19 protein-coding genes are annotated in these 23514 nt (G+C 66.9%); 5 read left to right on the top strand and 14 right to left on the bottom strand.

The genetic code is table 11. The features are described from left to right. The first annotated feature begins 38 nt into the window (after positions 1 to 38). Positions 39 to 377, top strand: a complete 339-nt coding sequence (locus ACWJI7_RS00265) for a P-II family nitrogen regulator (RefSeq protein ID WP_479934324.1) — start codon at positions 39 to 41, stop codon at positions 375 to 377. Positions 378 to 428: 51 nt separating this feature from the next. After that, entirely contained in the window at positions 429 to 2297 is a 1869-nt protein-coding gene (locus ACWJI7_RS00270) for an APC family permease (protein WP_479934326.1), read from the top strand. Between the two features lie 37 nt (positions 2298 to 2334). On the opposite strand, the gene ACWJI7_RS00275 is transcribed toward ACWJI7_RS00270, so the two are convergent. The 13 genes from ACWJI7_RS00275 to bicA all read right to left on the bottom strand — a co-directional run bounded on the left by ACWJI7_RS00275 (position 2335) and on the right by bicA (position 19807). Beyond that, positions 2335 to 2736, bottom strand: coding sequence for a fasciclin domain-containing protein (locus ACWJI7_RS00275; protein ID WP_479934327.1), 402 nt, complete (start codon positions 2734 to 2736; stop codon positions 2335 to 2337). A gap of 12 nt (positions 2737 to 2748) precedes the next feature. Beyond that, positions 2749 to 4041 (bottom strand): CO2 hydration protein, encoded by a 1293-nt coding sequence (locus ACWJI7_RS00280; protein WP_479934328.1) that lies wholly within the window; start codon positions 4039 to 4041, stop codon positions 2749 to 2751. Position 4042: 1 nt separating this feature from the next. Continuing rightward, positions 4043 to 5542, bottom strand: coding sequence for a complex I subunit 4 family protein (locus ACWJI7_RS00285; RefSeq protein ID WP_479934329.1), 1500 nt, complete (start codon positions 5540 to 5542; stop codon positions 4043 to 4045). Positions 5543 to 5555: 13 nt separating this feature from the next. Continuing rightward, positions 5556 to 7463 (bottom strand): NAD(P)H-quinone oxidoreductase subunit F, encoded by a 1908-nt coding sequence (locus ACWJI7_RS00290; protein WP_479934330.1) that lies wholly within the window; start codon positions 7461 to 7463, stop codon positions 5556 to 5558. A gap of 222 nt (positions 7464 to 7685) precedes the next feature. Further along, complete coding sequence (locus ACWJI7_RS00295; protein WP_479934332.1) at positions 7686 to 8969, bottom strand: ArsB/NhaD family transporter; 1284 nt, start codon at positions 8967 to 8969, stop codon at positions 7686 to 7688. A gap of 8 nt (positions 8970 to 8977) precedes the next feature. Continuing rightward, positions 8978 to 11662, bottom strand: a complete 2685-nt coding sequence (locus ACWJI7_RS00300) for a cation-translocating P-type ATPase (protein WP_479935105.1) — start codon at positions 11660 to 11662, stop codon at positions 8978 to 8980. Between the two features lie 70 nt (positions 11663 to 11732). Beyond that, on the bottom strand, positions 11733 to 13490 hold the full coding sequence (locus ACWJI7_RS00305; protein WP_479934333.1) for a fatty acyl-AMP ligase: 1758 nt from the start codon (positions 13488 to 13490) through the stop codon (positions 11733 to 11735). Position 13491: 1 nt separating this feature from the next. After that, the gene (locus ACWJI7_RS00310) at positions 13492 to 15147 is read right to left on the bottom strand and encodes an AMP-binding protein (RefSeq protein ID WP_479934334.1); all 1656 of its coding nucleotides are present in this window, start codon (positions 15145 to 15147) and stop codon (positions 13492 to 13494) included. A gap of 5 nt (positions 15148 to 15152) precedes the next feature. Then, positions 15153 to 15995, bottom strand: a complete 843-nt coding sequence (locus ACWJI7_RS00315) for an SAM-dependent methyltransferase (RefSeq protein WP_479934335.1) — start codon at positions 15993 to 15995, stop codon at positions 15153 to 15155. Next, complete coding sequence (locus ACWJI7_RS00320; RefSeq protein WP_479934337.1) at positions 15988 to 16827, bottom strand: hypothetical protein; 840 nt, start codon at positions 16825 to 16827, stop codon at positions 15988 to 15990. Before ACWJI7_RS00320 ends, ACWJI7_RS00315 begins: the two co-directional genes overlap by 8 nt. A 6-nt stretch (positions 16828 to 16833) precedes the next feature. Beyond that, a complete protein-coding gene (locus ACWJI7_RS00325; protein WP_479934339.1) occupies positions 16834 to 17670 on the bottom strand; it encodes a ferritin-like domain-containing protein in 837 nt (278 codons plus the stop codon). Positions 17671 to 17681: 11 nt separating this feature from the next. Then, positions 17682 to 17951, bottom strand: coding sequence for an acyl carrier protein (locus tag ACWJI7_RS00330; RefSeq protein WP_479934341.1), 270 nt, complete (start codon positions 17949 to 17951; stop codon positions 17682 to 17684). A 206-nt stretch (positions 17952 to 18157) separates the two neighbouring features. After that, complete coding sequence (gene bicA / locus ACWJI7_RS00335) at positions 18158 to 19807, bottom strand: bicarbonate transporter BicA (RefSeq protein ID WP_479934342.1); 1650 nt, start codon at positions 19805 to 19807, stop codon at positions 18158 to 18160. Between the two features lie 146 nt (positions 19808 to 19953). On the opposite strand from bicA, the gene ACWJI7_RS00340 reads away from it, so the two are divergent. Both ACWJI7_RS00340 and cysK read left to right on the top strand, forming a co-directional pair. After that, positions 19954 to 21048 carry a calcium/sodium antiporter gene (locus tag ACWJI7_RS00340; RefSeq protein WP_479934344.1) on the top strand — a complete coding sequence of 365 codons (1095 nt, stop codon included), beginning with the start codon at positions 19954 to 19956 and terminating at the stop codon, positions 21046 to 21048. Between the two features lie 67 nt (positions 21049 to 21115). Continuing rightward, on the top strand, positions 21116 to 22102 hold the full coding sequence (gene cysK / locus ACWJI7_RS00345) for a cysteine synthase A (protein ID WP_479934345.1): 987 nt from the start codon (positions 21116 to 21118) through the stop codon (positions 22100 to 22102). Here cysK and ACWJI7_RS00350 read toward each other — a convergent pair. Further along, on the bottom strand, positions 22099 to 22548 hold the full coding sequence (locus ACWJI7_RS00350) for a hypothetical protein (protein ID WP_479934346.1): 450 nt from the start codon (positions 22546 to 22548) through the stop codon (positions 22099 to 22101). The genes cysK and ACWJI7_RS00350 overlap by 4 nt on opposite strands. 90 nt (positions 22549 to 22638) lie before the next feature. On the opposite strand from ACWJI7_RS00350, the gene ACWJI7_RS00355 reads away from it, so the two are divergent. Beyond that, positions 22639 to 23493, top strand: coding sequence for a lysophospholipid acyltransferase family protein (locus tag ACWJI7_RS00355; RefSeq protein WP_479934348.1), 855 nt, complete (start codon positions 22639 to 22641; stop codon positions 23491 to 23493). Positions 23494 to 23514: the final 21 nt, after the last annotated feature.

Below are 23514 nucleotides of genomic sequence, written 5' to 3' on the forward strand. Positions count from 1 at the left end.
CCACCCTCCAGATCCTCCATCATCCCTGACTCAAGACAATGAAAAAGGTTGAAGCGATCATCCGCCCGGTCAAGCTCGATGATGTGAAAACAGCCCTGGTCGATGCCGGGATCATCGGCATGACCATCACCGACTGCCGTGGCTTCGGTCGTCAGAAAGGGCAGGTGGAGCGCTACCGGGGCGCCGAATTCACCGTCGAATTCATCACCAAGGTGAAGGTCGAGGTGGTGGTCGACGACGACAAGGTGGACGCCGCGATCGAGGCCATCGCCGGCCCTTCCCGCACCGGTGAGATCGGCGACGGCAAGATCTTCGTCACCAATGTCGAATCGGCGGTGCGGATCCGCACGGCGGAAACCGGAACCATCGCCCTCTGAGCCCCAGTCCGGCCGTCACACTGAGCGAGCAGCGGTTCCGACCACGGCTCCATGGAGCTCCATCCCCGACAGTGGCTGATCGGTCCCCCCCTGCCCACCGCCGCCGGCGGCCAGGAACGGCTCAGCCGCCCTGAAGCCCTGGCGGTGCTCAGTTCGGACGCCCTCTCCTCGGTGGCCTACGCCACCCAGGAGATCGTGGTGGTCCTGGCCCTCGCCGGCGCCGGGGCCCTCGCTTTCACCCTGCCGATCACGGGTCTGATCCTGGGACTGATGGTCCTGGTGACCCTCAGCTACCAGCAGACGATCCGGGCCTACCCCCGGGGGGGTGGCTCCTACAGGGTCGCCAGCGAGAACCTGAACCGCTGGGCCGGGCTGGTCGCCGCCGCCGCCCTCTCCACCGACTACGCCCTCACCGTGGCCGTCAGCGTGGCGGCCGGAGTGGCGGCCATCACCTCCTATCTGCCGGCTCTGGATGCCGTCCGCCTGCCGCTCTGCCTGACGGCGCTGGCCCTGCTGCTGCTGATCAACCTGCGGGGCGTGCGTGCCAGTGCCCGGCTGCTCAGCCTGCCCACCTATCTCTTCCTGGCGGTGATGCTCTCCCTGGTGGCAACGGGGCTGATCCAGCTGGCCGGCGGTGGCCTGAGCCCGGCGGCGATGGCGGATGGGGTGGGATCAGCTCCAGTGCCCCCCGCCCTCGAGGTGATCGGACCCCTGCTGCTGATGCGGGCGTTCAGCGCCGGCTGCGCCGCCCTCACCGGCATCGAGGCCATCAGCGACAGCGTGATGGTCTTCCAGCCGGTGGAGTGGCGCCACGCCCGTCAGGTGCTCGGGGTGATGGCCCTGCTGCTGGCGGCCCTGTTCGGCGGCATCAGCCTGCTGGCCAGTCGGCTGGCGATCGTGCCCACCGAGACCGGCCCCACCCTGCTCTATCAGTTGGGAGAACGGATCTTCGGGTCCGGCCCTCCCCTGCTGGTGCTCCAGCTCGCCACCCTGCTGATCCTGCTGCTGGCGGCGAACACGGCCTATGCCGATTTCCCGCGGCTGGCGGCCTTCCTGGCTCGCGATGGCTTCGCTCCCCGCCAGCTGGCCCTGCTGGGGGACCGGCTGGTGTTCAGCAACGGCATCGCCTTGCTCAGCGGCATCGCCGCCCTGCTGCTGCTGGCCTTCGGCGGCACGGTGGGTCGCTTGATTCCCCTCTATGCCCTCGGAGTGTTCCTCAGCTTCACCCTGTCGCAGCTGGGCATGGTGCTGCACTGGGGCCGGCAGCGAAGCCCGGGCTGGCGGTGCTCGGCCCTGATCAATGGGCTCGGCGCCACCGCCACCGGCCTCGTGTTCGGCGTGCTGCTGACCAGCAAATTCCAGGAAGGGGCCTGGATGGTGCTGCTGGCCATCCCCCTGCTGGTGCTGATCTTCCTCGCCATCAGCCGCCATTACCGGCGGGTGATGGCGAGGCTGGCCCTGCGGGAGTCCGGACGTCTCGCCCTGCCGGCTGCTCCGGCGGCGGGGGGATCGGCGGTGGTGGTCGTGGTGGACGGCCTTCACCAGGCCAGCCTGGCGGCACTCCGCTACGGACGCAGCATCGCCGGCGAGCTGGTGGCGGTGCACGTGGATCTGGGACGGGGGCCTGCCGGCTCGCTGGAGGAGCTCCAAAGCCGCTGGGACCGTCAACTGCCCCAGGTGCCCCTGGTGGTCCTCCCGTCTCCCTACCGGTCGCTGGTGGATCCGGTCCGTCGCTTCGTGATCCAGTTCGAGCAGGCCCATCGCCCGGAGTCGACCCCGTTCTGCACCGTGGTGCTGCCGGTGCTGGTGACACGGCGCCCCTGGGAAGCCCTGCTCCACAACCGTTCGGCACCGTTGTTGCGCCGGGCCCTGCACGGGCAGGGGGTCCGGGTGGTGACCCTGGTGGGTTTCCGGCTCTGAGCGCTCCCGGCCGCGGCCGCTTGCCAGCCTGCCCGGCTCAGCCGGGCAGCATCACCCGGTTGATCACGTGCACGATGCCGTTGTCGCAGACAATGTCGGCCGACACCACCGAGGCGTTCTTGACCTCGAAGGGGTCGGCGCAGCGGATCGGGATCGAGGCTCCCTCCAGGCTCTCCCAGCTGGGCTGATCGATCAGGTCGCTGCGGCTGAAGGCCCCGGAGAGCACATGGAACTTGAGAATGCGCGCCAGCTGGGGCGGGTTCTGCACCAGGGTCTGCACGGTGCCCGGCGGCAGGGCGGCGAAGGCGTCATCCACCGGAGCGAAGACGGTGAACGGGCCGGGGCTTTCAAGGGCACCGGTGAGGCCCGCCACCTCGACGGCCGTGAGCAGGGTGGAGAACAGACCGGCGCCCTTGGCGGTTTCGATGATGTTGGCCATGGGTGGGGGTCTCTAGCGGTAGTCCTGGGTCTGGACATCCCGGAGGCGAGCTTCCGGGCGAACGAAGCGATCCAGCTGGGCCTCAAAGAAGGCCCGGTTCGCCTTGAGATGCTCCGGATCGGGATCATCGAGCGGGAACAGCAGGGCGGCGCGCAGGGCCTGGATCACCGCCGAGGTGACGTTGTACATGGAGCGCTGGAAGGTGATGCCCAGCTGCACCAGGATGTCGTCCTCGCCACGCTTGTGCTGCAGGTAGAGCTCGGTGAGATAGGGGGGCAGGAAGTGCAGCATGTCCTGCATCAGCAGGGTGGGGGGAATTCCTGCTGAACCCACCGGGAACACATCCGCATAAAGGATGCCGTAGTGGAAGTCGGCCTGATCGGCGGGAACCTGGCCGGCCTGGGCGTTGTAGCTCTTGGTGCCGCGGAACGGCGCCGTGCGGTAGAACACCGCCTCCACATAGGGAAGGGCGGCCTCGTAGAGCCAGGTGAAGCCCTCTGATTTCGGGATGATCTCGAAGCACTCCCCCCGGATGAAGACGTGGTGGTAAATCGGCCGGCCCGCCACCGCGAAGATGCCGTTGACCAGGAAATCCATGGCGGCGGGAACACCCGTGAAGCCACCCTCGTCGTAGATGTCGCTCATCTCGAAGAAAACCGGCGCCATCACCTCCCAGAACAGGCCCAGATTGGCCACGTAGGAGAGCTTCTTCACCTGCTCCAAGAGCATTTCTGGAAACAGCTTGTACAGGCCGAGCATCAGAGGATTGCCCCTGAAGTAAGCCTTGATGGCACGATCGGCGTTCTCCCGGTACACCGCGCTGTCGAGATAGTCGTTGAAGCGGCCGCCCATGCCCTGGTGCCAGAGCATGGCATCCATGCAGGCTTCGGCGAATTCCATATTGATCCGGTCGTGCCAGAGGTGATGGAGCAGCTTCGGCAGCTTGCCTGTCTCCCCCTTGGCCATGAACTCCAGCAGCTCGGGGTGGGCCGAAGCCTCCCCGCGCCAGATCCGCAGATCGGCCTGATCCCCCTGATAGGAATTGGGGCGATCGAGATACTCCTGGCTGGGGAAATACTTGAAGGCCGGCAGCGGATTGAGGAACACCTGCTCGGCGATGTAGAGAAGATCGCGCCAGTAGAAGTCCATCGGCACGGCATAGGCCTTGTAGATGCCGATGATCTGCATCAGGTTTTCGGGCGTGTCGGGCAGCATCGAGCCGCCGGCCTCCAGCCGCTCCACCACCTCGGCGAAAGGGTGGGTGGAAGGGGGCAGGGCCTGGAACGTGGTGGTGGTGGCCGTCATGTCAGGAGAGCTCCAGGGGGGCGGGGGCTGCGGCGGGCAGGGAGGCCACCAGAACCGATGGGGACGGATGGGTCAGGGCCAGGGCACGGGTTTCGGTTTCACTCCAGCCGAGCAGGGCATTCGGCCAGAGCCCGGCCACGATGACCAGCAGCGAGAGACTCAGCGCCGGCACCCGCTCCTGCCAACTGGTGCTGCTGTAGTCAGCACGGCTGTTGTCGAGGCGCCCGAATCCCACCCGGTTGAACAGCCGCACGGCATACACGGCGGTGAGACCGGAGGCCAGCAGGCAGCCCAGGGTGGGGATCGGGTAGAGGGTGAAGCTGCCCTGGTAGATCACCATCTCGGCCACGAAACCGGCCTGGCCCGGCACCCCGGCCGAGGCCATCAGGGCCAGCAGAAAGAGGCCCAGGGTGAAGGGCAGTCCCCGGCAGGGGTTGAGCAGACCGGAGAGGTCGGCGATCTCGCTGGTGCCCGTGCGGGTCTCGATCATCCCCACCAGGCAGAACAGCAGGGAGGTGATCAGGCCGTGGGCCAGGATCTGGGCCATCGCCCCCTGCAGGCTCAGCGGGGAGGCGGCCGAAAGGGCGAGCATCAGCAGGCCCATGTGACCCAGGGAGCTGTAGGCCACCAGGCGGCGCATGTCCGTCTGGGCGATGGCGTTGAGGGCGCCGTAGAGGGCCGAGGCCATGCCGAGCAGGGCGATGGCCGGGGCCCAGGCGGCCCAGGTGTCCCCCAGCATCCCGACGGCAAAGCGGAGCAGGCCGTAGGCGCCGAGCTTGGAGACCACTCCGCTGAGCTGCATCGCCACCGGGGTGGAAGCCTGGCTGTAGGCCAGGGGCTGCCAGCCGTGCAGGGGGATCACGGGCATCTTCAGGCCAAAGGCGAGAAGCAGCAGGGCCAGGATCCAGCGCTCGGAGCCCTCCGGCAGACGGGCCAGGGCCAGGGCGTCGTAGGCGAAGCTGAAGCCATTGGCGTTGAGCAGCCCCATCGCCAGCACCCCCGCCAGCAGGGCGATGCCGGAGGCCGCCCCGTACATCACGTAGCGGATGGCGGCGGTGGAGCGGCTGGGTCCGCCCCAGATCGCCAGCAACAGGGTGGTGGGGATCAGGGTGATCTCGAAGGCGATCACGAACAGCAGGGCATTGCGGGCCAGGAACGCACCCATCAGGCCCAGGTCGGTGGCCAGCAGCAGGGCATAGAAGAGCCGGGCCCGCGGCTGGGCCGGAGAGCTCTCCCCCACGGACAGCAGGGTGATCAGGGCGGTGAGACCCACCAGGGGCAGACTGAGGCCATCGAGGCCCAGATGGAGATCCAGGCCAAGCTGGGGCAGCCAGGCCCGATGCAACTCCGCCACCGGATGGAGGGCCAGCCAGAGGGTGAGCAGCAGCTGGGAGGCGCAGATCAGGGCGGCACCACGGCGGGGCCAGGGACTGCCGGCCGGCAGCAGGGTGAAAACCAGCAGGGCCGGCAGAGGCAGCAGCAGCAGAAGCAGGAGCAGCATCGGAAGGTCTCCTTCAGAAGATCAGAACGGTGCCGGGACGGCGGGTGAGGATCCACAGACCCATCAGCACCACCCCGAAGACCACCGTCAGGGCGTACCACTGGACCCGGCCGGAGGTGCTGAAGCTGAGGCGCCGGGCACCCTCCAGGGAGAGCAGCCCGCTGCGGGTGCTGAACCCGTCGACCAGCCAGCGTTCGCACCAGTTGCTGGCGGTGGCCAGGATCACCACCAGCCCCACCACCGTGCGCCGATAGAGGGTTTCGGTGTGCAGATCGGAGGCCAGCCACTCCTGCAGCCCGGAGAAGGAGGCCGGCAGCACCGGCTGTCCGATCGACTCAGCGCGGGCATGGGCGGAGGCCGCCGTGGACGGCAGCAGGTAGAGCAGGACGGCGGCCCCTAGACCCACCAGGGTGGAGGCCAGCAGCGGAACCCCCATCGCCCCCCAGCGGGCCCCCAGCCCGGCCTGGGCCAGCAGGATCGGCAGGTGAAGCACCAGGCCTGCGCAGAGGAAGGTGGGCACCACCATCAGCCAGAGCACCTCGGGGGAGCGCTGGGTGAAGACGCTGGGGCGCCCCCCCCAGATGAGGCCGAAGATCCGACCCAGCGCGGCGGTGATCAGGGTGTTGGTGATCAGCACGATCGCGGTGAGCAGGGCCGGGGCCTGGCTGGCGCCGAGCCCATTGGCCAGGGAGGACAGGGCGCCGAAGCCCCCCAGGGGCGGCAGAGCCACGAGCCCTCCGGCTCCGGTCAGGAACGCCAGGCCCATCAGCGGTCGCCTGGACCAGAGACCACCCAGCTGGGTGAGGTCCTGGGTGACGTTGCTGACCACCACCGTGCCCACCGCCAGCAGGATCAGGGCCATCGGCAGGGGGTAGATCAGCAGCATCTGCCAGGCGGAATCGGTGGCGCCGGCCCCCACGGCGAGGAAGAGCAGACCGAGCCAGCTGCTGACCAGGAAGGAGATCGCCCGCTTGATGTCGATCTGGGCCAGGGCGATCAGGGCGGCCACCAGGGCGGTGGTGCCCCCCACGATCACCAGCACCCCCATCACGATCGGGCTGACCGCCAGGAGCGGTTCGATCCGGAGCAGCACCCAGGCCCCACCCACCACCACCACGGAGTTGCGCAGCACGGTGGAGGGGATCGGCCCCTCCATCGCCTCATCCAGCCAGAGGTGAAGGGGGATCTGGGCGCACTTGCCCATGGGGCCGGCGATCAGGGCCAGCAGAATCAGCGTGAGCACCGGGCCGGGGGTAGCCGTTTGCGCCCAGGCATTGAGGGTGTCGATGTTCCAGCTACCCGCCACCGGCAGCAGGGCGATCAGGCCAGCCAGCAGGATCAGGTCGCCCACCCGCTTGGTGAGGAAGGCATCCCGGGCGCCCTTCACCACCAGGGACTGGTTGAACCAGGTACCCACGATCAGGTAGGTGCCGAGGGTGAGAAGTTCCAGAACCACATAGGCGAAAAAGAGCGAATCCGTGAGCACAAGCGCACACAGACCGGCTTCAAACACACTCAGGCAACCGAAGAATCGGGGCCAGCCCCAGTCCATCTCCAGGTAGCCGATCGCGTAGACCTGAGCGAGCACATGCACTCCGCAGATGATCGTCATGGCGATCAGCACCGGGCTGTTGATGGTGCCGTCGAAGTGGATGGTCAGCCCGGCGGTGGAAAGCCAGGTCCAGCGGGTGGTGATCGGAACCCCGTCGTAGGCGATCCAGGCCAGCAGGCTGTGCAGAAAAGCCACCAGGTTGAACAGCAGATTGAGGTACCCGGCGGGCCTCGGCCCCGAGCGCCAGATCAGCCCGGGGGCCCAGAACAGCGAGCAGGTGGCCCCCACCAGGGGATAGAGGGGAATCCACCAGGCCGTTCGGAGGAGGCTGGCGGTCAGGGAGGCCGTCTCAGCGGCAACGACGGTCATCGGGGTGAAGAACGGAAAGGGGGAGGGGCGAGACGACCCGAACGAATCCGCCGGGGATCAGCAGGGACTTCAGGCTGGAATCGGGCCGGGGCTGGAGCTGGCCTGGCGTAGGGGAGGCAGGGATGGCAAACATTAAGTGCCGTGATGCGGGGGCTGGGGGCCCCGTGAAGTTGCATTGCCTATCTCTCAGTTAACGAACGATGATCGCCCAAACCTGCCGCCTCAGACCTGCAGGCGCAGCCAGAGGGCAGCCACCAGCAGCTGCAGCGCCACCGTGGGCAAGCTGGTGCGCAGCCAGCCCCGGAAACTGATCGCCACCCCCTCATGGCGGGCAATGCCGGCGGCCACCAGGTTGGCTGAGGCTCCGATCAAGGTGGCGTTCCCCCCCAGCGTGCCCCCCAGCATCAGGGCCGCGAACAGAGGGACCGGGGGAGCGGGGAAGCCCATCTGCTGGCAGGTTTCCAGCAACAGGGGCGTCAGGGCCGCCAGCAGTGGGATGTTGGGCACCACCGCCGAGAGCAGGGCAGTGCTGAGCAGCAGCAGCAGGCTGGAGCGGAACAGATCCCCGCCCACCAGGCCGGCGAGCCCCGCGGCCACCTCCCCCAGCACCCCGGTGCGCTCCAGGGCCCCGATCAGCACGAACACCGCCATGAAGTAGATCAGCGTCGACCAGTCGAGATCGGAGAGCAGCCGGTCAACCGGCAGCAGACGGCTGGTGCGCACGATCGTGAGGCTGATCGCCGCCCCCAGCAGGGCGACCGCATCGGGAGCGAGGGGCACCGGCAGCTGATCGCCGACGATGAACAGGCCCAGCATCACCGCCACCATGAGGAGCAGCAGCCCCAGGGTGGGGCGATGGTGCAGCGGCGGCGGCGGCGCCACGTGGCGGGGAAACCGGGCCCGCCAGAGGTCGCGATACAACCAGGGCAGGGTGGGCAGCAGAACCGCCAGCACCAGCAGCCCGCCCCCGGCGATCTCCACCAGGTAGCGGCCGAACCCCACGCCGATGCCGTGGGCGACGATGAAGGTGGCCGGATCGCCGATCACGGTGAGCAGACCGCTGCTGTTGGCCGTGAGCACCAGCAGAATGAGCAGGGGCCGGGGGTCAAGGGCCAGTTCCCGGGCCAAGGGCGGCAGCAGGGGCCCCAGCAGCAGCACGGTGGTGGCGTTGGGCAGCCAGGCACCGATCAGGGTGGTGAGGCCCACCAGGGCAAGCAGGAGGCGCCGTCCCTCCCCGCGGGCCAGCACCAGCAGGCGATGGGCCAGCACGGCGAACACGCCGGTGGTCTCCAGGGCCCGCACCACCACCATCATCCCGAACAGCAGCGTGAGGGTGCCCTGGGCCGCGCCGACGCTCTCCACCGCCTGAGCCATGGGCATCACCCCGCTGACGACCAGCAGGGCGGCGCCCAGCAGGGCCGCCTCGGTGAGATGGCTCAGACCGAAGGCGGTGACCAGCAGGACGGCGGCGAAGACGAGGCAGGCCAGCAGGGCTTGGCTGGTCACAGGGGTGCTCAGGAGCGGGAGGCCCCGCTGGTGGGATCAAGCCGCTGTCCCAGCAGCGACACCGGCAGCATCGCCAGCATCGGCAGGGCGCAGACCAGCCACTCTCGCAGGCCCAGCGGGGCCGTCTCAAAGAAGGTGTTCATCCAGGGTGCCTGGCTGAACAGGAGCTGGAGCAGCAGGGCGCCGCCCACGCCCAGCAGGAGGGCCGGAGCCCGGAGGATCGCCCGCCCGCCACCGCTGCCGAGGCGGCGAAGGTCTTGCCCCACCTGGCTGATGCTCACCAGATACACCGCCTGGGAGAGCACCAGGGCCTGCACCGCCATGGTGCGGGCCAGTTCCAGGTCGGCGCCGAGGGCCGTGCCGCCGAGGAAGACGGAGAAGACCAGCGCCCAGTTGAACACCGAAACCAGCAGCACCCGCCGGAGAAGCCCCGTGGTGAGCAGCGGCTGGCCGGGGGGGCGCGGCGGCTGCGCCATCAGCCCCGCCGGCTTGGGCTCGAACGCCAGCGGCACCGACATGGTCAGCGAACTGACCATGTTGAGCCAAAGCACCTGCAGGGCGGTGACCGGCAGCGGCAGCCCCAGCACCGCCGCCAGCAGGATCGTGATCGAGGCACCGCCATTGACGGGCAGCACGAAGGCCAGGGTCTTGCGCAGGTTCAGGTAGACCCCTCGCCCCTCCTCCACCGCCGCCTCGATCGAGGCGAAGTCATCGTCGGTGAGCAGCATGTCGGCCGCCTGGCGGGCCACCTCAGTGCCCCCACGGCCCATGGCGATGCCGATGTCGGCCTGCCGCAGGGCCGGTGCGTCGTTGACGCCGTCGCCGGTCATGGCCACCACCGCCCCCCGGGCCTGCAGGGCGCGCACCAGGTCCAGCTTCTGGGTGGGGGCCACCCGGGCGAACACGTCGACACGATCCACGCAGGCGGCCAGGGCATCCGGGGTCATCCCGGCCAGCTCGCGGCCCTCCAGGCCCACCACGGCGTCGCCCCGGCCGGAGAGATCGATCTGCCGGGCGATCGCCAGGGCCGTGTCCAGGTGGTCGCCGGTGATCATCGCCACGCGGATCCCCGCCCGATGGCAGGCGGCCACGGCCCGCTTCGCCTCCGGCCGGGGGGGGTCGAGCATCCCCTGCAGGCCGAGGAAATCGAGTCCGCCGGCGATGTGGTGGTGATCCAGGTCGGACTGATCGGCCGGGGCGCTGCCCATGGCGAAGGCCAGGACCCGCAGCCCCCGGCCCGCCATGGCGGCCGTGGCCGCCGCCACGGCCGCCCCATCCAGGGGACGCGTGGCTCCGTTCCGGTCGAGCTGCTGCCGGCAGCGGGGCAGCACCGCCTCCACGGACCCCTTGACGAGGATGCGGCGGCTGCCGTGCAGGGTGGCCATGTACTGGTGCTCGGAGGCGAACGGGATCGCATCCCGGCGGGGGTGCCGATCCAGGGCATGGCCCCGATCGAGGCCGGCGGCCTCGGCCGCCACCAGCAGGGCGGCTTCGGTGGGATCGCCGACCAGATCCCCCGTTGGATCGAGGCGGGCGTCGTTGCAGAGCAGGCCCGTGAGCAGGGTTTCCTGCAGAGCCAGGTTGTGGGCCAGGGGATCGGAGCCACTCCGGCGGGTGGGCCAGAGCTCCTCGATGGCCACCAGGCTGCCCCCGGCGTAGATCTCCCGCACCGTCATCCGGTTCTGGGTGAGGGTGCCGGTCTTGTCGGAGCAGATCACGGTGGTGCTGCCCAGGGCCTCCACGGCGGGAAGCTTGCGGATGATCGCGTTCCGCCGCGCCATGCGGCCCACCCCGATCGCCAGGGTGATGGTCACGATCGCCGGCAGTTCCTCGGGAATGGCCCCCACGGCCAGGGCCACAGCCCCGTCGAACATCTCCGCCGCCCCCCGGCCCCGGATCAGGCCGACGGCGAAGGTGAGTCCGGCCAGCACCAGGATCAGCTGCAGCAGGGTGCGGCTGAACCGCCGGATCGTGCGGGTCAGCGGGGTGGTGAGCGCCGAGGGCTGCCGCAGCAGGCCGGAGATCCGCCCCACCTCGGTGCCATTACCGCTCGCCACCACCACGCCGCAGCCCAGACCGGCGGTGACGAAGCTGCCCGCATAGGCCATGTCGCTCCGCTCCGCCAGGGGCGCCTCCGGCCCGACAGGGGCCGCGGTCTTCTGCGCCGGCAGGGATTCCCCAGTGAGCGCCGACTCATCGACCTGGACGTTACGGGCGGCCAGCAACCTCAGATCGGCGGGGATCCGGGCACCCGCCTCCAGGCGGACCAGGTCCCCCACCACCAGGTCCTGGGAGGGAATCAAGCGCCGGTGGCCCTCGCGGATCACCTCAGCGTCGGTGCGCACAGAGCTGGCCAGAGCGGCAATGGCGGTTTCGGCCTTGTTCTCCTGGACAAAGCCGATCACGGCATTGATCAAGGTCACGCTCCAGATCACCAGGGCTTCGCTGAGCGAATGGATCAGGGCCTTGATCGCACCGGTGATCAGCAGGGCATAGAGGAGGGGGTCGTGGAACTGGCCCAGAAAGCGCCACCAGAGCGGCCGCTGCCGTCGTCCGCTCAGCAGGTTCGGGCCGAAGCGTCGCAGGCGCCGAGCCGATTCCGCCTCCCCCAGACCCTGCTCGCCGTCGCTGCCCAGGGCGGCCAGCACCGCCTCCGCCTCCCAGGCATGGCCCTCGGCGGCGGCCCGCTCCAGGTTGGTCCCGACGGGACCCGGCTGCACGGATTCGACCATGGCGGCAGACGCTGGCGGACGGCCCAGGGAGCTAGCGCGAAGCGGCGCCGATCAGCCCGAGGCCGGAATTCTCCCAGCCGGCCAGGGGAGCGATCGCTCCGGCGAGGGCCTGCTCGCGGCAGGCCCTCCGCCGGACCTTTCCACTGGAGGTCATCGGGATCGCCCCGGGCCGCACCAGCAGGATCGCTGCGGCAGAGAGACCATGGGCTTGCATCACCGTCCGCTGGATCGCCCCGATCAGCTGACTCAGGTCGGGACGACGGCCAAGCGCCACCTCCTGAATCACCACCAGGTGCTCCTCACGACCGGAGGAAATGCTGAAGGCGGCCGTGTGGCCACGCCTGAGATCGGGATGACACACGGCGACGCTGCGCTCGATGTCCTGGGGGTAGACATTGCGGCCGGCGATGATGATCAGGTCCTTGAGACGCCCGGTCACGAACACCTGATCGGACCAGAGAAAGCCCAGATCCCCGGTGCGCAGGAACGGCCCCTCCTCGCTGCCGTTCAGGCGCGCCTCGAAGCTGGCCGCCGTCAGCACGGGGTCCCGCCAGTACCCCTGGGCGACGCTGGGACCGCGCACCCAGATTTCGCCGATCCGTCCCAGGGGGCGGGGGCTCCCCGTCTCCGGATCCACGATGCTGACCCCATGGCCGGCCACCGGTGCCCCACAGCCCACCAGGGTTCTCGAGGATTCACCGGGCCCCGGCAGCATGACCCGGTTGCGGCCAAGCGCCGCGTCGCTGAGGCTGAGCACGGTGGGCGCCCGGCCCGAGAGGCTGCCCGACACCCAGAGGGTGCTCTCGGCCAGCCCATAGCAGGGAACAAATGACTCGGCCCGGAAGCCGGCCGGCTCGAAGGCCTCGGCGAACTGGGCGAGGGTCTCCGCATGGATCGGTTCAGCGCCGACCAGGGCAGCGCCCCAGCGGGAAAGATCCAGGGACCCGCGCTGCTCGACCGGGATGCGCTCGATGCAGCGCTGATAGGCGAAGTTCGGCCCCCCACTGAACTGGGCACCGGTCCGGCTGATCGCCTCCAGCCAGCGGACCGGACGCTCCAGGAAGGAGATCGGATCCATGAAGGTGCAGGGAGCACCGGAATAGAGGGCATTCAGCAGGAAGCCGATCAGGCCCCAGTCATGAAAGGCCGGCAACCAGCAGACCAGAGGCTCCCGCACCTGCCCCGCACGGCTGGCGGCGATCAGGTCGAGATTCGCGATCAGGTTCCGATGGCTGAGGATCACCCCCTTGGGCTCACCGGTGGAGCCGGAGGTGTATTGAATGAAGGCCACGTCGCCGGGGGGCCGCCGGGGCCGCCAGCTGTCACCGCCGGAGCCGAGGTCCTCGATGGTCAGCCACTGGATCGGGGCACCGGGATCGGAGAACAGATCGACGCGCCGCCCCAGGGTGTCCGCCGTGGTGAGGATGTGGGACGAGGAACAGTCCCGCTGGATCGCCAGCAGGCGCGGCAGGCTGCGTCGGTGGTGGGGGGTGACCACCGGAACGGCGATCAGGCCGGCCTGGAAACAGCCGAGCAGGGCGACGAGAAAATCGAGGCCGGCCGGGAACATCAGCAGCAGCCGCTCGCCCGCCGGCAACCGTTCCTGGAGGCCCCCAGCCGTGGCCTGAACCCGCCGCTGCAGGGCTCCATAGCTGATCGTCTGGCTGGTTCCTCCGGCGGGAGCGATGAACTCGAAGGCCAGGCGGTCCGGGCAGGCCCCGGCCCAGACGGGCAGACAGTCGTTGAGGCTCTCGAGGAACTCGGAGCGGCCGCCCGGGAAGTGGGTCACCTCAGCCCTCGCTGGCCGGGCCGGAACGGAGCGGCTGAAGGAAGCGGGCTTTCGCCTCGGAGCGCCTGGGCTTGCCGCTGGTCGTCAACGGCAGGGCGTTCCGGGGGACAAACCGCACCTCATCTAGCTCGAAGCCATGGGCGGTGAGGCTCGAGCGCAGGGCCAGCCTCAGCCGATCCCGCGGGCCGGCGGCCGTCTCCGTGTGCTGGCACTCCACCAGCAGCACGAGGCGATCGGTCGACCGGTCAACGCAGTAGTCCCCGACGGCGATGACCCGCCGGACACCGGGGCAGGCCCGGGCGATGTCCTCGAGGTGATCCGGCGAGATCGATCGCCCCTGCTTGATGATGAGATCCTTGTCTCGGCCGAGGACGTACAACTGGCCGGCGAGGAGATAACCCCGGTCTCCGGTGTCGAGCCAGGCCTCCTGCCTGGGGCGATACCCCTCGGGGCCATACACGCCGGACATGATCGATGGGCCTCGGATCCAGATGCGTCCAACTGTGCGTTCAGCCACCCGCCGCTCGGTGGAGTCACGGATCTCTAGGTCGTGCCTGGCCAGGCCGGAGCCGGTGGAGATCACCGCAAGAGCGCCCTCCTGCCCGGGGGGAAGCGGATCGGCCTGGCCCTGGGCCATCACGCGGACCGCATCGATCCAGTCGACGCCGGGAGAGGAACCGGGCCGGGGGATACAGACGGCCAGGGTGGATTCGGCCAGGCCATAGACCGGCCGTAGGGCATGAACTCTGGCCGAGCAGGTGCCCACCAGCACCTTCTGGTACAGCTCCAGAAGCTGGTTGGAGACCAGTTCGGCTCCGACCACGAACTGCTCCACGGCACTGAGATCGACATCGACCAGCGGCCGCCGCTCGAGCAGTCGAAGCACGGCCAGCAGAGACGATGGTGGAGACACCGCCAGGGTGCAGCGGTGCTCGGACAACAGGCGGATCCAGCGGGGCGGATGGCGGGCGAACTGGGAGGAGTCCATCAGATACACGCAGCCGCCCGAATACAGCGGGGACAGCAAGCCGCCGAACAGTCCCATGTCATGGAACAGAGGCAACCAGGAGAGGGTGCGGCGGAACGACTCCCGGGTGAGCCGATCCAGCATGCCGGTGATGTTGGTCGTGATCGATGACCAGGACAGGGCGATTCCCTTGGGGTCTCCGGTGGACCCGGAGCTGAATTGCACGTAGGCGATCGCGTCGGCCTGGTGGGGCTCGAAGGGGTTCCCCTCCAGTTCGTATGCCGGCGGAACGAAGGTCTCCGACCGGAGCAGAGGGGCGGGGGGGGTTTCCAAGGCCAGATCGGAGACGATCGCCCTGGCGTTGAGAACCTGGCAGCGCCGGCGACACTGGCGCAGGAGATCGGCCTGCACCGGTGCCATCACCGTTGGGATGACACCTGCCCAGAAGGCTCCCAGCAGCGCAGCGATCAGGGCCGCACCCGTCGGCAGGCAGAGAATGACGGTCTCTCCGGCCCCAAGGCCATGAATCCGGTAACCCAGAGAACCCGCCCGGGCCAGATGGAGCAACTCGGCATACGTGAACGTCTGGAGCGGCTCCCCAGGCGCGTGGATCAGCCGAATGGCAATCTGATCGGGTTGCGACGATCCGTAGTGCAGCAGAACCTGGTTGATGTCATGGGCTGGCATCATCCGAGTCAACGCTTGGATGCCACCACCTGATAACAGACCGTTCCCCCCTGCCGATAGGTGTTCAGGGCAATGATCAGATAGCGGCGAAGCATCCAATAGGCATCGGCTGACACCGCTTTCATGGCCGCTGCATTGGCATCGATCTGAGTCAGCCAGCCGGCCAAGGTACGGACATAGTGATCACTGATGTCCTGCAGGGAGGAGGGGATCAGGCCAGCACCCTCCAGGAGGCACAACATCTCTCCTCCCGTGACCATATCCATGGTGTAGCCAAACGACTTATCCACTTCGAGGGCTCCACGATCCTTCAGGTACTGGGCGCGATTGGCGGCACGATCATAGTGACTTTCCTGGATGAAGATCTTCCCACCAGGACGCAGCAACTCGAAACACTGATTGAAAATTTGCTGCTTCTCGGGCATGTGGATGATGCTTTCCAGAAAGATGATGTGATCAAAGGAAGCCGCTGGATAGGGAAGATTCAAGACATTGCAGACCTGCACATCAACGCGCTCTGCCACTCCCTGGCGAGAGGCACGCTTGATTCCATACTCCCGCTGGATCTCACTGAGGGTCACACCGGTGATCCGGCAACCGTAGGTTTTGGCAAAGTACACGGCCGGACCACTCCAGCCGCAGCCGATATCAAGGATCTTCTGGTCCGCCTCAAAGCCCATCTCAGTGGCGATTCGGTCCATCTTGCGGACCTGAGCCTGGTCGAGAGTGCTGCCGGCGGCATCAAACACGCCGGAGGAATAATTTAGATGCTCATCGAGGAAGAGTTCGAACAGCTCTGGGCTGTTGCTGTAGTGAACACAACTGTCGCGGGTCAACGTCTGCTCAGACATGGGCGGCAATCCGGGTGTCGGTCTGCTTGCGCTGGCGGATGAATCGGGAGAGTTCGGCCAGCGATTGAAGCTTGCTGCCCGTCATCTCAGAAAGAACGGAGAGAATCCCCGCCGCCATCCTGGATTCATCCTCAGGCCGGATTGTGGCCTGGATCATCGCCTCAAAGCGCTCGTGGTTAGGAATCCTGTCTTTGACTGACTCCGTATCCGGACCATTCACCCGCATGGTGGTGGGATGTTTATCTCCGGAAGGATTGTAAATCATCCATTTGGACATCTCCAGGAATTGATCGATGACATCAGGCTGTTTCTTGGCTGATTCAATCATGAAGAGGCGATAGCAGTTGGCATGCCTGAATTCATCCTGACTGACGCGCTCATAAATCAGTTTGAGAACAGGCTCTCGAAACTCCTGGCTCCAACGCTCATACCACATGCCAAGCCTGAGTTCGCCACAGAAATGCATGGCCAGAGTGCTTGCCCATGGGGCAGGGTCAAGTTCAATGCCAAGATCTTCGATTTCGGAAGGTCCGGGTTCATAGTCAAACATTTTGAGATATTCCCTGAGCACGAGATAGTGCTTCATCTCCTCGTAATACCAGATGCTCATGAACTGACAGAAATCAGGCATGTGGCTGAAATCTCTCAGGAACATGCGCGTGGCATAGAGCGAGGAGAGCTCATAGCAGCAATTGACTCTGACATGCTCCAGATCGCTCTGACTGACCAGGGACCGATCGATGCGATCAAAGGGGATCTGCTTAAGCGGCCATCGAATCGCCTCCAACTGTTTGAACAGGCGATCGTAATGGGGTTCCAGATGGGCAGCCATGGCCAATCACACCGTCTGAGGTTGGGGATTTGCCAGGGATTGAGATGGAGGGTTCCTGAACTGCTTGAAGAAGTGGGTGAGGTCAATGGCCATCTTTGATCTCCACTCAGGCCCCCAGAAGCTGATGTAGAGATCAGTGGCGTAGCCATTGTCCTTGAATAAATCGATATGCTCCTGGGGCATTGAGAAGTTATTCCAAACCTCCTTGAACTGCGGCCAGATCAGAGCCTTCTGCTCGGGAGTGGCCGTTTTGACATACTCCTTCAGAGCCAGCTGAAAAAAGCTGCAGTGGCGCATTTCATCGTTGGCCATGCGGCGAAGAATGGAAGCCAGAACAGGATCCTCCACGGCTTCGCTGACGCTGTTGTAAGCAACATAAGCAGAATATTCCTGCAAGACATTGTAAATCATCTGCTGTAACGGCCTGCTGATGTCAGGGCTGACCTTGGATTGATCCAGATACGTTTCACTATTTTCCATGTATTGACCTGCCTCCAATCCTAGGAATTCAGCCGTGGTGATATCAGCATCTAGGGCCTTCAGGCACTGCCTCAGAACAAGATAGTGAAGATATTCCTCGCCGCCCCACAACGTAGCCCAGACCGACATGCGGTAGTCATCTCCGTAGGAGCGAAAATAACCTTTAACATAATGGGCAATTCCGTATTCATTCATGCAGGTGCTGCGCATGAATGAGATCACCTTATCGGAAACTTTTGTTCGATCGAGCGTGAGGCCCCGTTTGATCTCCTTCAGGTCGGGCCAGAGGCTGCGGCCTACTGTGAAGAAATGCTCCAGGGTCTCGTTGTCCGCGAGAACCTTGTCGATGGTCTCAACGGTCATCTGGCTCATCGTCATGGGGCCTCCATGCGCAGGGTTTCGATCAGGGTTACGGCATCGCCGAGGGTGAGCAGGTCGGCGGGGTTCACGGTGGAAGGGAAGCTGACGGAGAATCGCTCCTCCACCACCACGATGAAATCGACAAAACCGAGGGAGTCGATCCCCAGGTCTTCCTTCAGACGCGCTTCCGGAGTGATCTCCGTGGCATCTTCCAGAAGAAGTAGATCCTGAACGATCAGTTTCATCTCTTCGAGCACCTTGGGCTGAAGAGAAGCAGCTTCCATGGCTGGGCTCATTCAGAGAGGACTTACACTCGAATCAGAGTCTACACTCCAATTCAGGAAATTTCCCTGATGCTCCTGAGATCATTCTTCACTGCCTGCACGTAGCCAGCGCTACCAATCCTGTCCCCCCTGGAGGCCCGGATGGAGCCGGGCCTCCCCCGGAGTTCCCTATCGCGGGGGGGGACCGCCGGGGGGATCGGCCCCGGTTACACCGTTGTGGAATGGGTGACTGCCTGCTCGAGGGCGGCGGAGCGGGACAGGTTCACTCGCTCGGGGGGGAGCAGCTCGAACATCCGCAGTTTTTCCAGCCGCTTGTAGGTGGTGCCGGTAGCCCCCACCACATAGACGAGACGCCCCTTCTCAACCGCCTCCTCAACGGCGTTCTCGAGCGCCAGAGCCGCGGTGACGCCGAGGTGGGAGACGGAACCGAGGTCGAAGATGACGGAATCGCAGGTGGTGATGGCGTTGTGCTCCCTGGAGATCGCCTTGGCCACCCCGAAAATCATGGCGCCATTGAGCTGAAACAGCAGCACTTTGCCCTGGGCCAGATCGAGCAGGCGCTTTTCCGACACGGGCAGGTCGGTATCTCCGTCCCCGGTGCTGATCGCCTTGACACCCCTGGATTCCAGTTCATTCATGCGCTCGATCGTGAGGAAGTTGGCCACGAACACCCCGATGCCCACCGCCACCATCAGATCCACGAGCACGGTGAGCAGGATCACCCCATACATGATCACAGCCCCCTTGAGCGAGAGCTGGTGCGCCCGCTTGAGGAAACCCCAGTCGATGATGTCGATGCCCACCTTGAGGGCGATGCCGGCCAGCACCGCCATCGGAATGGAGGAGGCCAGCCCTGAGGCGCCCAGGATCACCACCATCAGCACCAGGGCCCGGGTGAGGCCGGAGAGGGCCGATCGGCCTCCCGCCTGGATGTTCACCACCGTGCCCATGGTGGCGCCGGCCCCGGCAATGCCCCCGAACAGACCCGACATGACGTTGCCCAGACCCTGGCCCAGCAGCTCCTTGTTGGAGTTGTGCTCGGTGCGGGTGAGGCTGTCGGCCACCATCGAGGTGAGCAGGGCATCGATGCAGCCCAGCATCCCGAGCACGGCGGCATAGCCGACCATGCGCTCGAACTGGCCCGGCACCAGGGTGGGCATCTGGATCGGTGGAAGGCCTGAGGGAATCCAGCCGATGCGTCGGATGTCCTCTCCGCCGAAGATCACCAGGGAAATCACCGTTCCCACCACCAGGGCGAGCAGCTGGGGGGGAACCAGCCGCTTCATCCGCGCGGGGGTGAACCAGATGATCGCAACCGTGAGCACCGCCAGCAGGGTTTCGACCGGGCTCACCTGGGAGACCAGCTCCGGGATCGAACGCAGGGTTCCCATCACGCCGCCAGGGGGAATGGCCTGGCCCAGGAACGGTCCGATCTGAAGAATGATCAGAATGATTCCGATCCCGGACATGAATCCGGAGATCACCGTATAGGGCATCATCGTGATGTAACGCCCGAGCTTCAGAATTCCGAACAGGATCTGAAACAGCCCAGCCATCATCACCACCGTGAAGGCCATCGCCAGACCATTCTCGGGATCAGCGGCGGTGAGCCCGGCGATCACGGTGGTCATCACCACGGTCATCGGACCGGTGGGCTCGGAGATCAGGGTGGGTGTGCCCCCGAAGAGGGCCGCGAAGAATCCCACCAGGACAGCCCCCCAGAGACCGGAGGCGGCGCCGGCGCCGGACGCCACGCCGAAGGCGAGGGCCATCGGCAGGGCCACAACGGCCGCGGTCAATCCTCCGAACACGTCCCCTTTGATGTGCTGGGAGCTGATTTTGTTCAGAATGGACAACGGTCCGGCGACAGCCACATGGGACAGGCAATTGGTTGCGGGGACAATAGGGGGCTGGCCTGACCAACTCCGCCGCATTCACGGCCCCGCACACCCCCTGTCACGGAGACCCGGGGGCAGAATCACTCCGCATCCGCAGGCCCACCGTGCTCAGCGCCGTCGAGATCGTGGTGGGCATCCTGCTGCTGTTCGGCGGAGGGGAGCTGTTCGTGCAGGGTTCGGTGGCCCTGGCTCTCCTGCTCGGTCTGCCCCAGGTCGTGATCGGCCTCACCGTGGTGGCCATGGGCACCAGCGCCCCCGAGCTGTTCGTGAGCCTGCTCTCCACCCTGGAGGGCGCCGATGAACTGGCTGTCAGCAACGTGGTCGGCAGCAACATCTTCAACGTGCTGGTGGTGCTGGGCTGCAGCGCCGCGATCCTGCCCCTGCGGGTCCACAGCCGGCTCATCCGCCGGGACGTGCCCCTGCTCCTGGCAGTCTCGATGGCCGTGTGGGGCATGGCCTCGGCGGGCCGCGTCACCTGGCAGGCGGGGGTCGCCCTGCTGATGGCCATGGTGATCAACACGGTCTGGGAGATCCGCACCGCCTCCGAGGAGGGCCAGGAGGAGGGGGAGGAGATCGACCCCTCCGAGGCCGAAGGGGGCTTCGGGCCCGCCCTGCTCAAGCTCCTGGCCGGCCTGGCTGTGCTCGTGTGGGGATCCCAGATCCTGGTGAAGGGCGCCTCCGCCGTGGCCCTCGACCTGGGGGTGAGCAAGACCCTGATCGGACTCACGATCGTGTCGGCCGGCACCTCGATGCCGGAACTGGTGACCTCGATCGTGGCCGCCTTCAAGGGCAGGACCGACCTGGCCATCGGCAACGTGGTGGGCAGCAACCTGCTCAACCAGCTGGTGATCCTGGGCAGCTGCGGCCTGGTCTCGGGCGCCAGGGGCCTGAGGGTGGATCCGACGCTGATCGGACGGGATCTGCCGATCATGGTGGCCACCACCCTGGCCTGCCTGCCGATCTTCTGGAGCGGCGGAGTGATCACCCGCCGGGAGGGAGCCATGCTGCTGGGTCTGTACGGGCTCTACCTGCTCGATCAGATCCTTCCCCTCACCCAGCCGGCCCTGGCGGGACCGGTTCGGCTGTTCAGCCTGGCGGTGGTGATTCCTCTGGTGCTGATCTACCTGGCCTTCCAGTGCCAGCGCTTCTGGCGGGGCTCCCGGCGCCTGGCGGCCGCGGAGCGCTCCACGGCCGCCTGAACCGCTCCGCTCGCTTGTCCTTCCCGGGCCGAGGGTGCGAGGGTGCAACCAGCATGACGTCCCGCTGATGGCCCCGATTTTCGCCGACAGCAGCCTCAGCATCGGCGGCACGCCCCTGGTGCAGCTCAACCGGGTGGTGGGCAGCAGCACCGCCACCGTGCTGGCCAAGATCGAAGGGCGCAATCCGGCCTACTCGGTGAAGTGCCGGATCGGGGCCGCCATGATCTGGCAGGCCGAGCGGGATGGGAGGCTCGGGCCCGGCAAGGAACTGATCGAGCCCACCAGCGGCAACACGGGCATCGCCCTGGCCTTCGTGGCGGCCTCCCGGGGAATCCCGCTCACGCTCACCATGCCGGAGACGATGAGCCTGGAGCGCCGCAAGCTCCTCACCGCCTACGGAGCCCGCCTGGAGCTCACCGATGGGCGTCTCGGCATGACCGGGGCGGTGGGCCGGGCCCGGGAGATCGCCGCCTCCGACCCCGACCGCTACGTGCTGCTGCAGCAGTTCTCCAACCCCGCCAACCCCCGCATCCACCACGACACCACCGGGCCGGAGATCTGGAACGACACGGAGGGGGCGATCGACGTGCTGGTGGCGGGCGTGGGCACGGGTGGCACCATAACCGGCGTCAGCCGCTACATCAAGCAGACCCTCGGCCGGCCGCTGCTGTCGGTGGCGGTGGAGCCGGTCAACAGCCCGGTCATTGCCCAGGCGAAAGCGGGGGAGCCCCCGCAGCCGGGCCCCCATAAGATCCAGGGCATCGGAGCGGGCTTCGTGCCGGAGAACCTCGACCTGGACCTGGTCGATCGGGTCGAAGCGGTGAGCGATCAGGAGGCGGTGGCGATGGCCCGCCGCCTGATGCGCGAAGAGGGCATCCTGGCGGGTATCTCCTGCGGGGCGGCCACGGTGGCGGCCGTTCGCCTGGCCGCCGAAGAGGCCTGCGCCGGCCAGACGATCGTGGTGGTCCTGCCGGACTCCGGTGAGCGGTATCTCAGCTCGGTGCTGTTCGAAGGGGTCTTCGACGCCAGCGGACTGGCGCCGGCGATCCGCTAACGCTCCCGCCACCAGCACCAGCCTTCCCGGTTGATCAGCAGGCCGATCAGCACCAGCACCACCATCAGGGCGATCTGATCGCCCCGGGCATCGGGCACCAGGATGTCGGCGAGCAGGTGGGGCAGGTTAGTGACGGTGTAGAGGACGCTGATCCAGAAGTGGAGACGCCGCCAGGGCCGCCAGCGCACCGCAGGGCCCGGATCGCTGGCGGCATAGGCGATCAGCACGATTGACGCCAGGGGCACCAGGAAATAGGCCAGCATCGCGGCGAACAGCAGCGGCAGCTGGGCCGGATCCACGTGACTCTCGATCTCGGGCGACTGGCCATGGAACAGGGGCATCAGCCCCAGGTCGACATGGAAGAGCATGGCCAGCAGCCAGGCGAACCAGAGGCTGCGCAGCCGCAGGGCGCGATCGACCGGGGGGAGCGAAGCGGAAGGGGCCATGGCTCAGGGAGCGATCGGGAGCGGGGGGCGGGTGGGGCCGGCGGAGGGCGCCGGCGCTCTTACCTTCAGGCCAGCCCCGGGCCCCCGCCCATGCCCCACGGTCCTGACCATCTGAACTGGAGGACCCGGCCGGGAGCGGGCCCCGAAGCCCGGCGGGATCCGGAGCTGATCCGTCAGATGATGCCCGCCTGGGAATGGCTCTACCGCCACTACTTCCGGGTGCGCACCAGTGGCTGGGAGCACGTGCCGGCCGAAGGACAGATGCTGCTGGTGGGATCCCACAACGGCGGGCTGGCCGCGCCGGATCTGCCGATGTTCCTGGTCGACTGGTTCCGGCGCGTCGGCTACGAACGCCAGGTCTACGGGCTCACCCACCCCAAGGTGTGGCGGGCCTGGCCCGCCGCCGCCGCACTCGCCGCCCGGGTGGGGGCGATCCCCTCCTACCCCCGCAACGCCCTCTCGGTGCTCGGCCAGGGACACAGCCTGCTGGTGTATCCCGGCGGCGGCCAGGATGCCTTCCGGCCCCATCGGCTGCGGGGCCGGATTCAGCTCGGCGGCCGGACGGGCTTCCTGAGGCTGGCCTTGTGGCACGGGCTGCCGATCATCCCCCTGATCTCCTGGGGCGCCCATGACACCCTGCTGGTGCTGGGGGACTGCTATGGGGCCATGAGCGAGGTCCACAGGGGAGGTCTCCCCTGGCTGTTGGGCATCGATCCGGAGGTGTTCCCGCTCTATCTGGGTCTGCCCTGGGGGGTGGCGATGGGTCCCCTGCCCAATCTGCCCCTGCCGGTGCGGATCCACACCCGGGTCTGCCGGCCGATCCGGTTCGAGCGGAGCGGCTACCGGGCCAGCCGAGACCCCGCCTACGTGCAGGCCTGCTACCGGCGCGTGGCCGGTGAGATGCAGGAGCAGCTCGACGCGCTGGCGGCGGAGCCCCCCCGCTGATCTCTCAAGCGGGGGACCGTC

The sequence above is a fragment of the Cryptocyanus atlanticus LEGE 06306 genome (assembly GCF_056633155.1).

What these genes read in the sequence shown, in the direction of transcription:
- ACWJI7_RS00310 (WP_479934334.1), bottom strand. Translation starts at nt 15,147, where the DNA reads ATGATGCCAGCCCATGACATCAACCAGGTTCTGCTGCACTACGGATCG.
- ACWJI7_RS00275 (WP_479934327.1), bottom strand. Translation starts at nt 2,736, where the DNA reads ATGGCCAACATCATCGAAACCGCCAAGGGCGCCGGTCTGTTCTCCACC.
- ACWJI7_RS00280 (WP_479934328.1), bottom strand. Translation starts at nt 4,041, where the DNA reads ATGACGGCCACCACCACCACGTTCCAGGCCCTGCCCCCTTCCACCCAC.
- ACWJI7_RS00355 (WP_479934348.1), top strand. Translation starts at nt 22,639, where the DNA reads ATGCCCCACGGTCCTGACCATCTGAACTGGAGGACCCGGCCGGGAGCG.
- ACWJI7_RS00320 (WP_479934337.1), bottom strand. Translation starts at nt 16,827, where the DNA reads ATGGCTGCCCATCTGGAACCCCATTACGATCGCCTGTTCAAACAGTTG.
- ACWJI7_RS00285 (WP_479934329.1), bottom strand. Translation starts at nt 5,542, where the DNA reads ATGCTGCTCCTGCTTCTGCTGCTGCTGCCTCTGCCGGCCCTGCTGGTT.
- ACWJI7_RS00270 (WP_479934326.1), top strand. Translation starts at nt 429, where the DNA reads ATGGAGCTCCATCCCCGACAGTGGCTGATCGGTCCCCCCCTGCCCACC.
- ACWJI7_RS00290 (WP_479934330.1), bottom strand. Translation starts at nt 7,463, where the DNA reads ATGACCGTCGTTGCCGCTGAGACGGCCTCCCTGACCGCCAGCCTCCTC.
- ACWJI7_RS00350 (WP_479934346.1), bottom strand. Translation starts at nt 22,548, where the DNA reads ATGGCCCCTTCCGCTTCGCTCCCCCCGGTCGATCGCGCCCTGCGGCTG.
- ACWJI7_RS00265 (WP_479934324.1), top strand. Translation starts at nt 39, where the DNA reads ATGAAAAAGGTTGAAGCGATCATCCGCCCGGTCAAGCTCGATGATGTG.
- ACWJI7_RS00315 (WP_479934335.1), bottom strand. Translation starts at nt 15,995, where the DNA reads ATGTCTGAGCAGACGTTGACCCGCGACAGTTGTGTTCACTACAGCAAC.
- ACWJI7_RS00325 (WP_479934339.1), bottom strand. Translation starts at nt 17,670, where the DNA reads ATGACCGTTGAGACCATCGACAAGGTTCTCGCGGACAACGAGACCCTG.
- ACWJI7_RS00330 (WP_479934341.1), bottom strand. Translation starts at nt 17,951, where the DNA reads ATGGAAGCTGCTTCTCTTCAGCCCAAGGTGCTCGAAGAGATGAAACTG.
- cysK (WP_479934345.1), top strand. Translation starts at nt 21,116, where the DNA reads ATGGCCCCGATTTTCGCCGACAGCAGCCTCAGCATCGGCGGCACGCCC.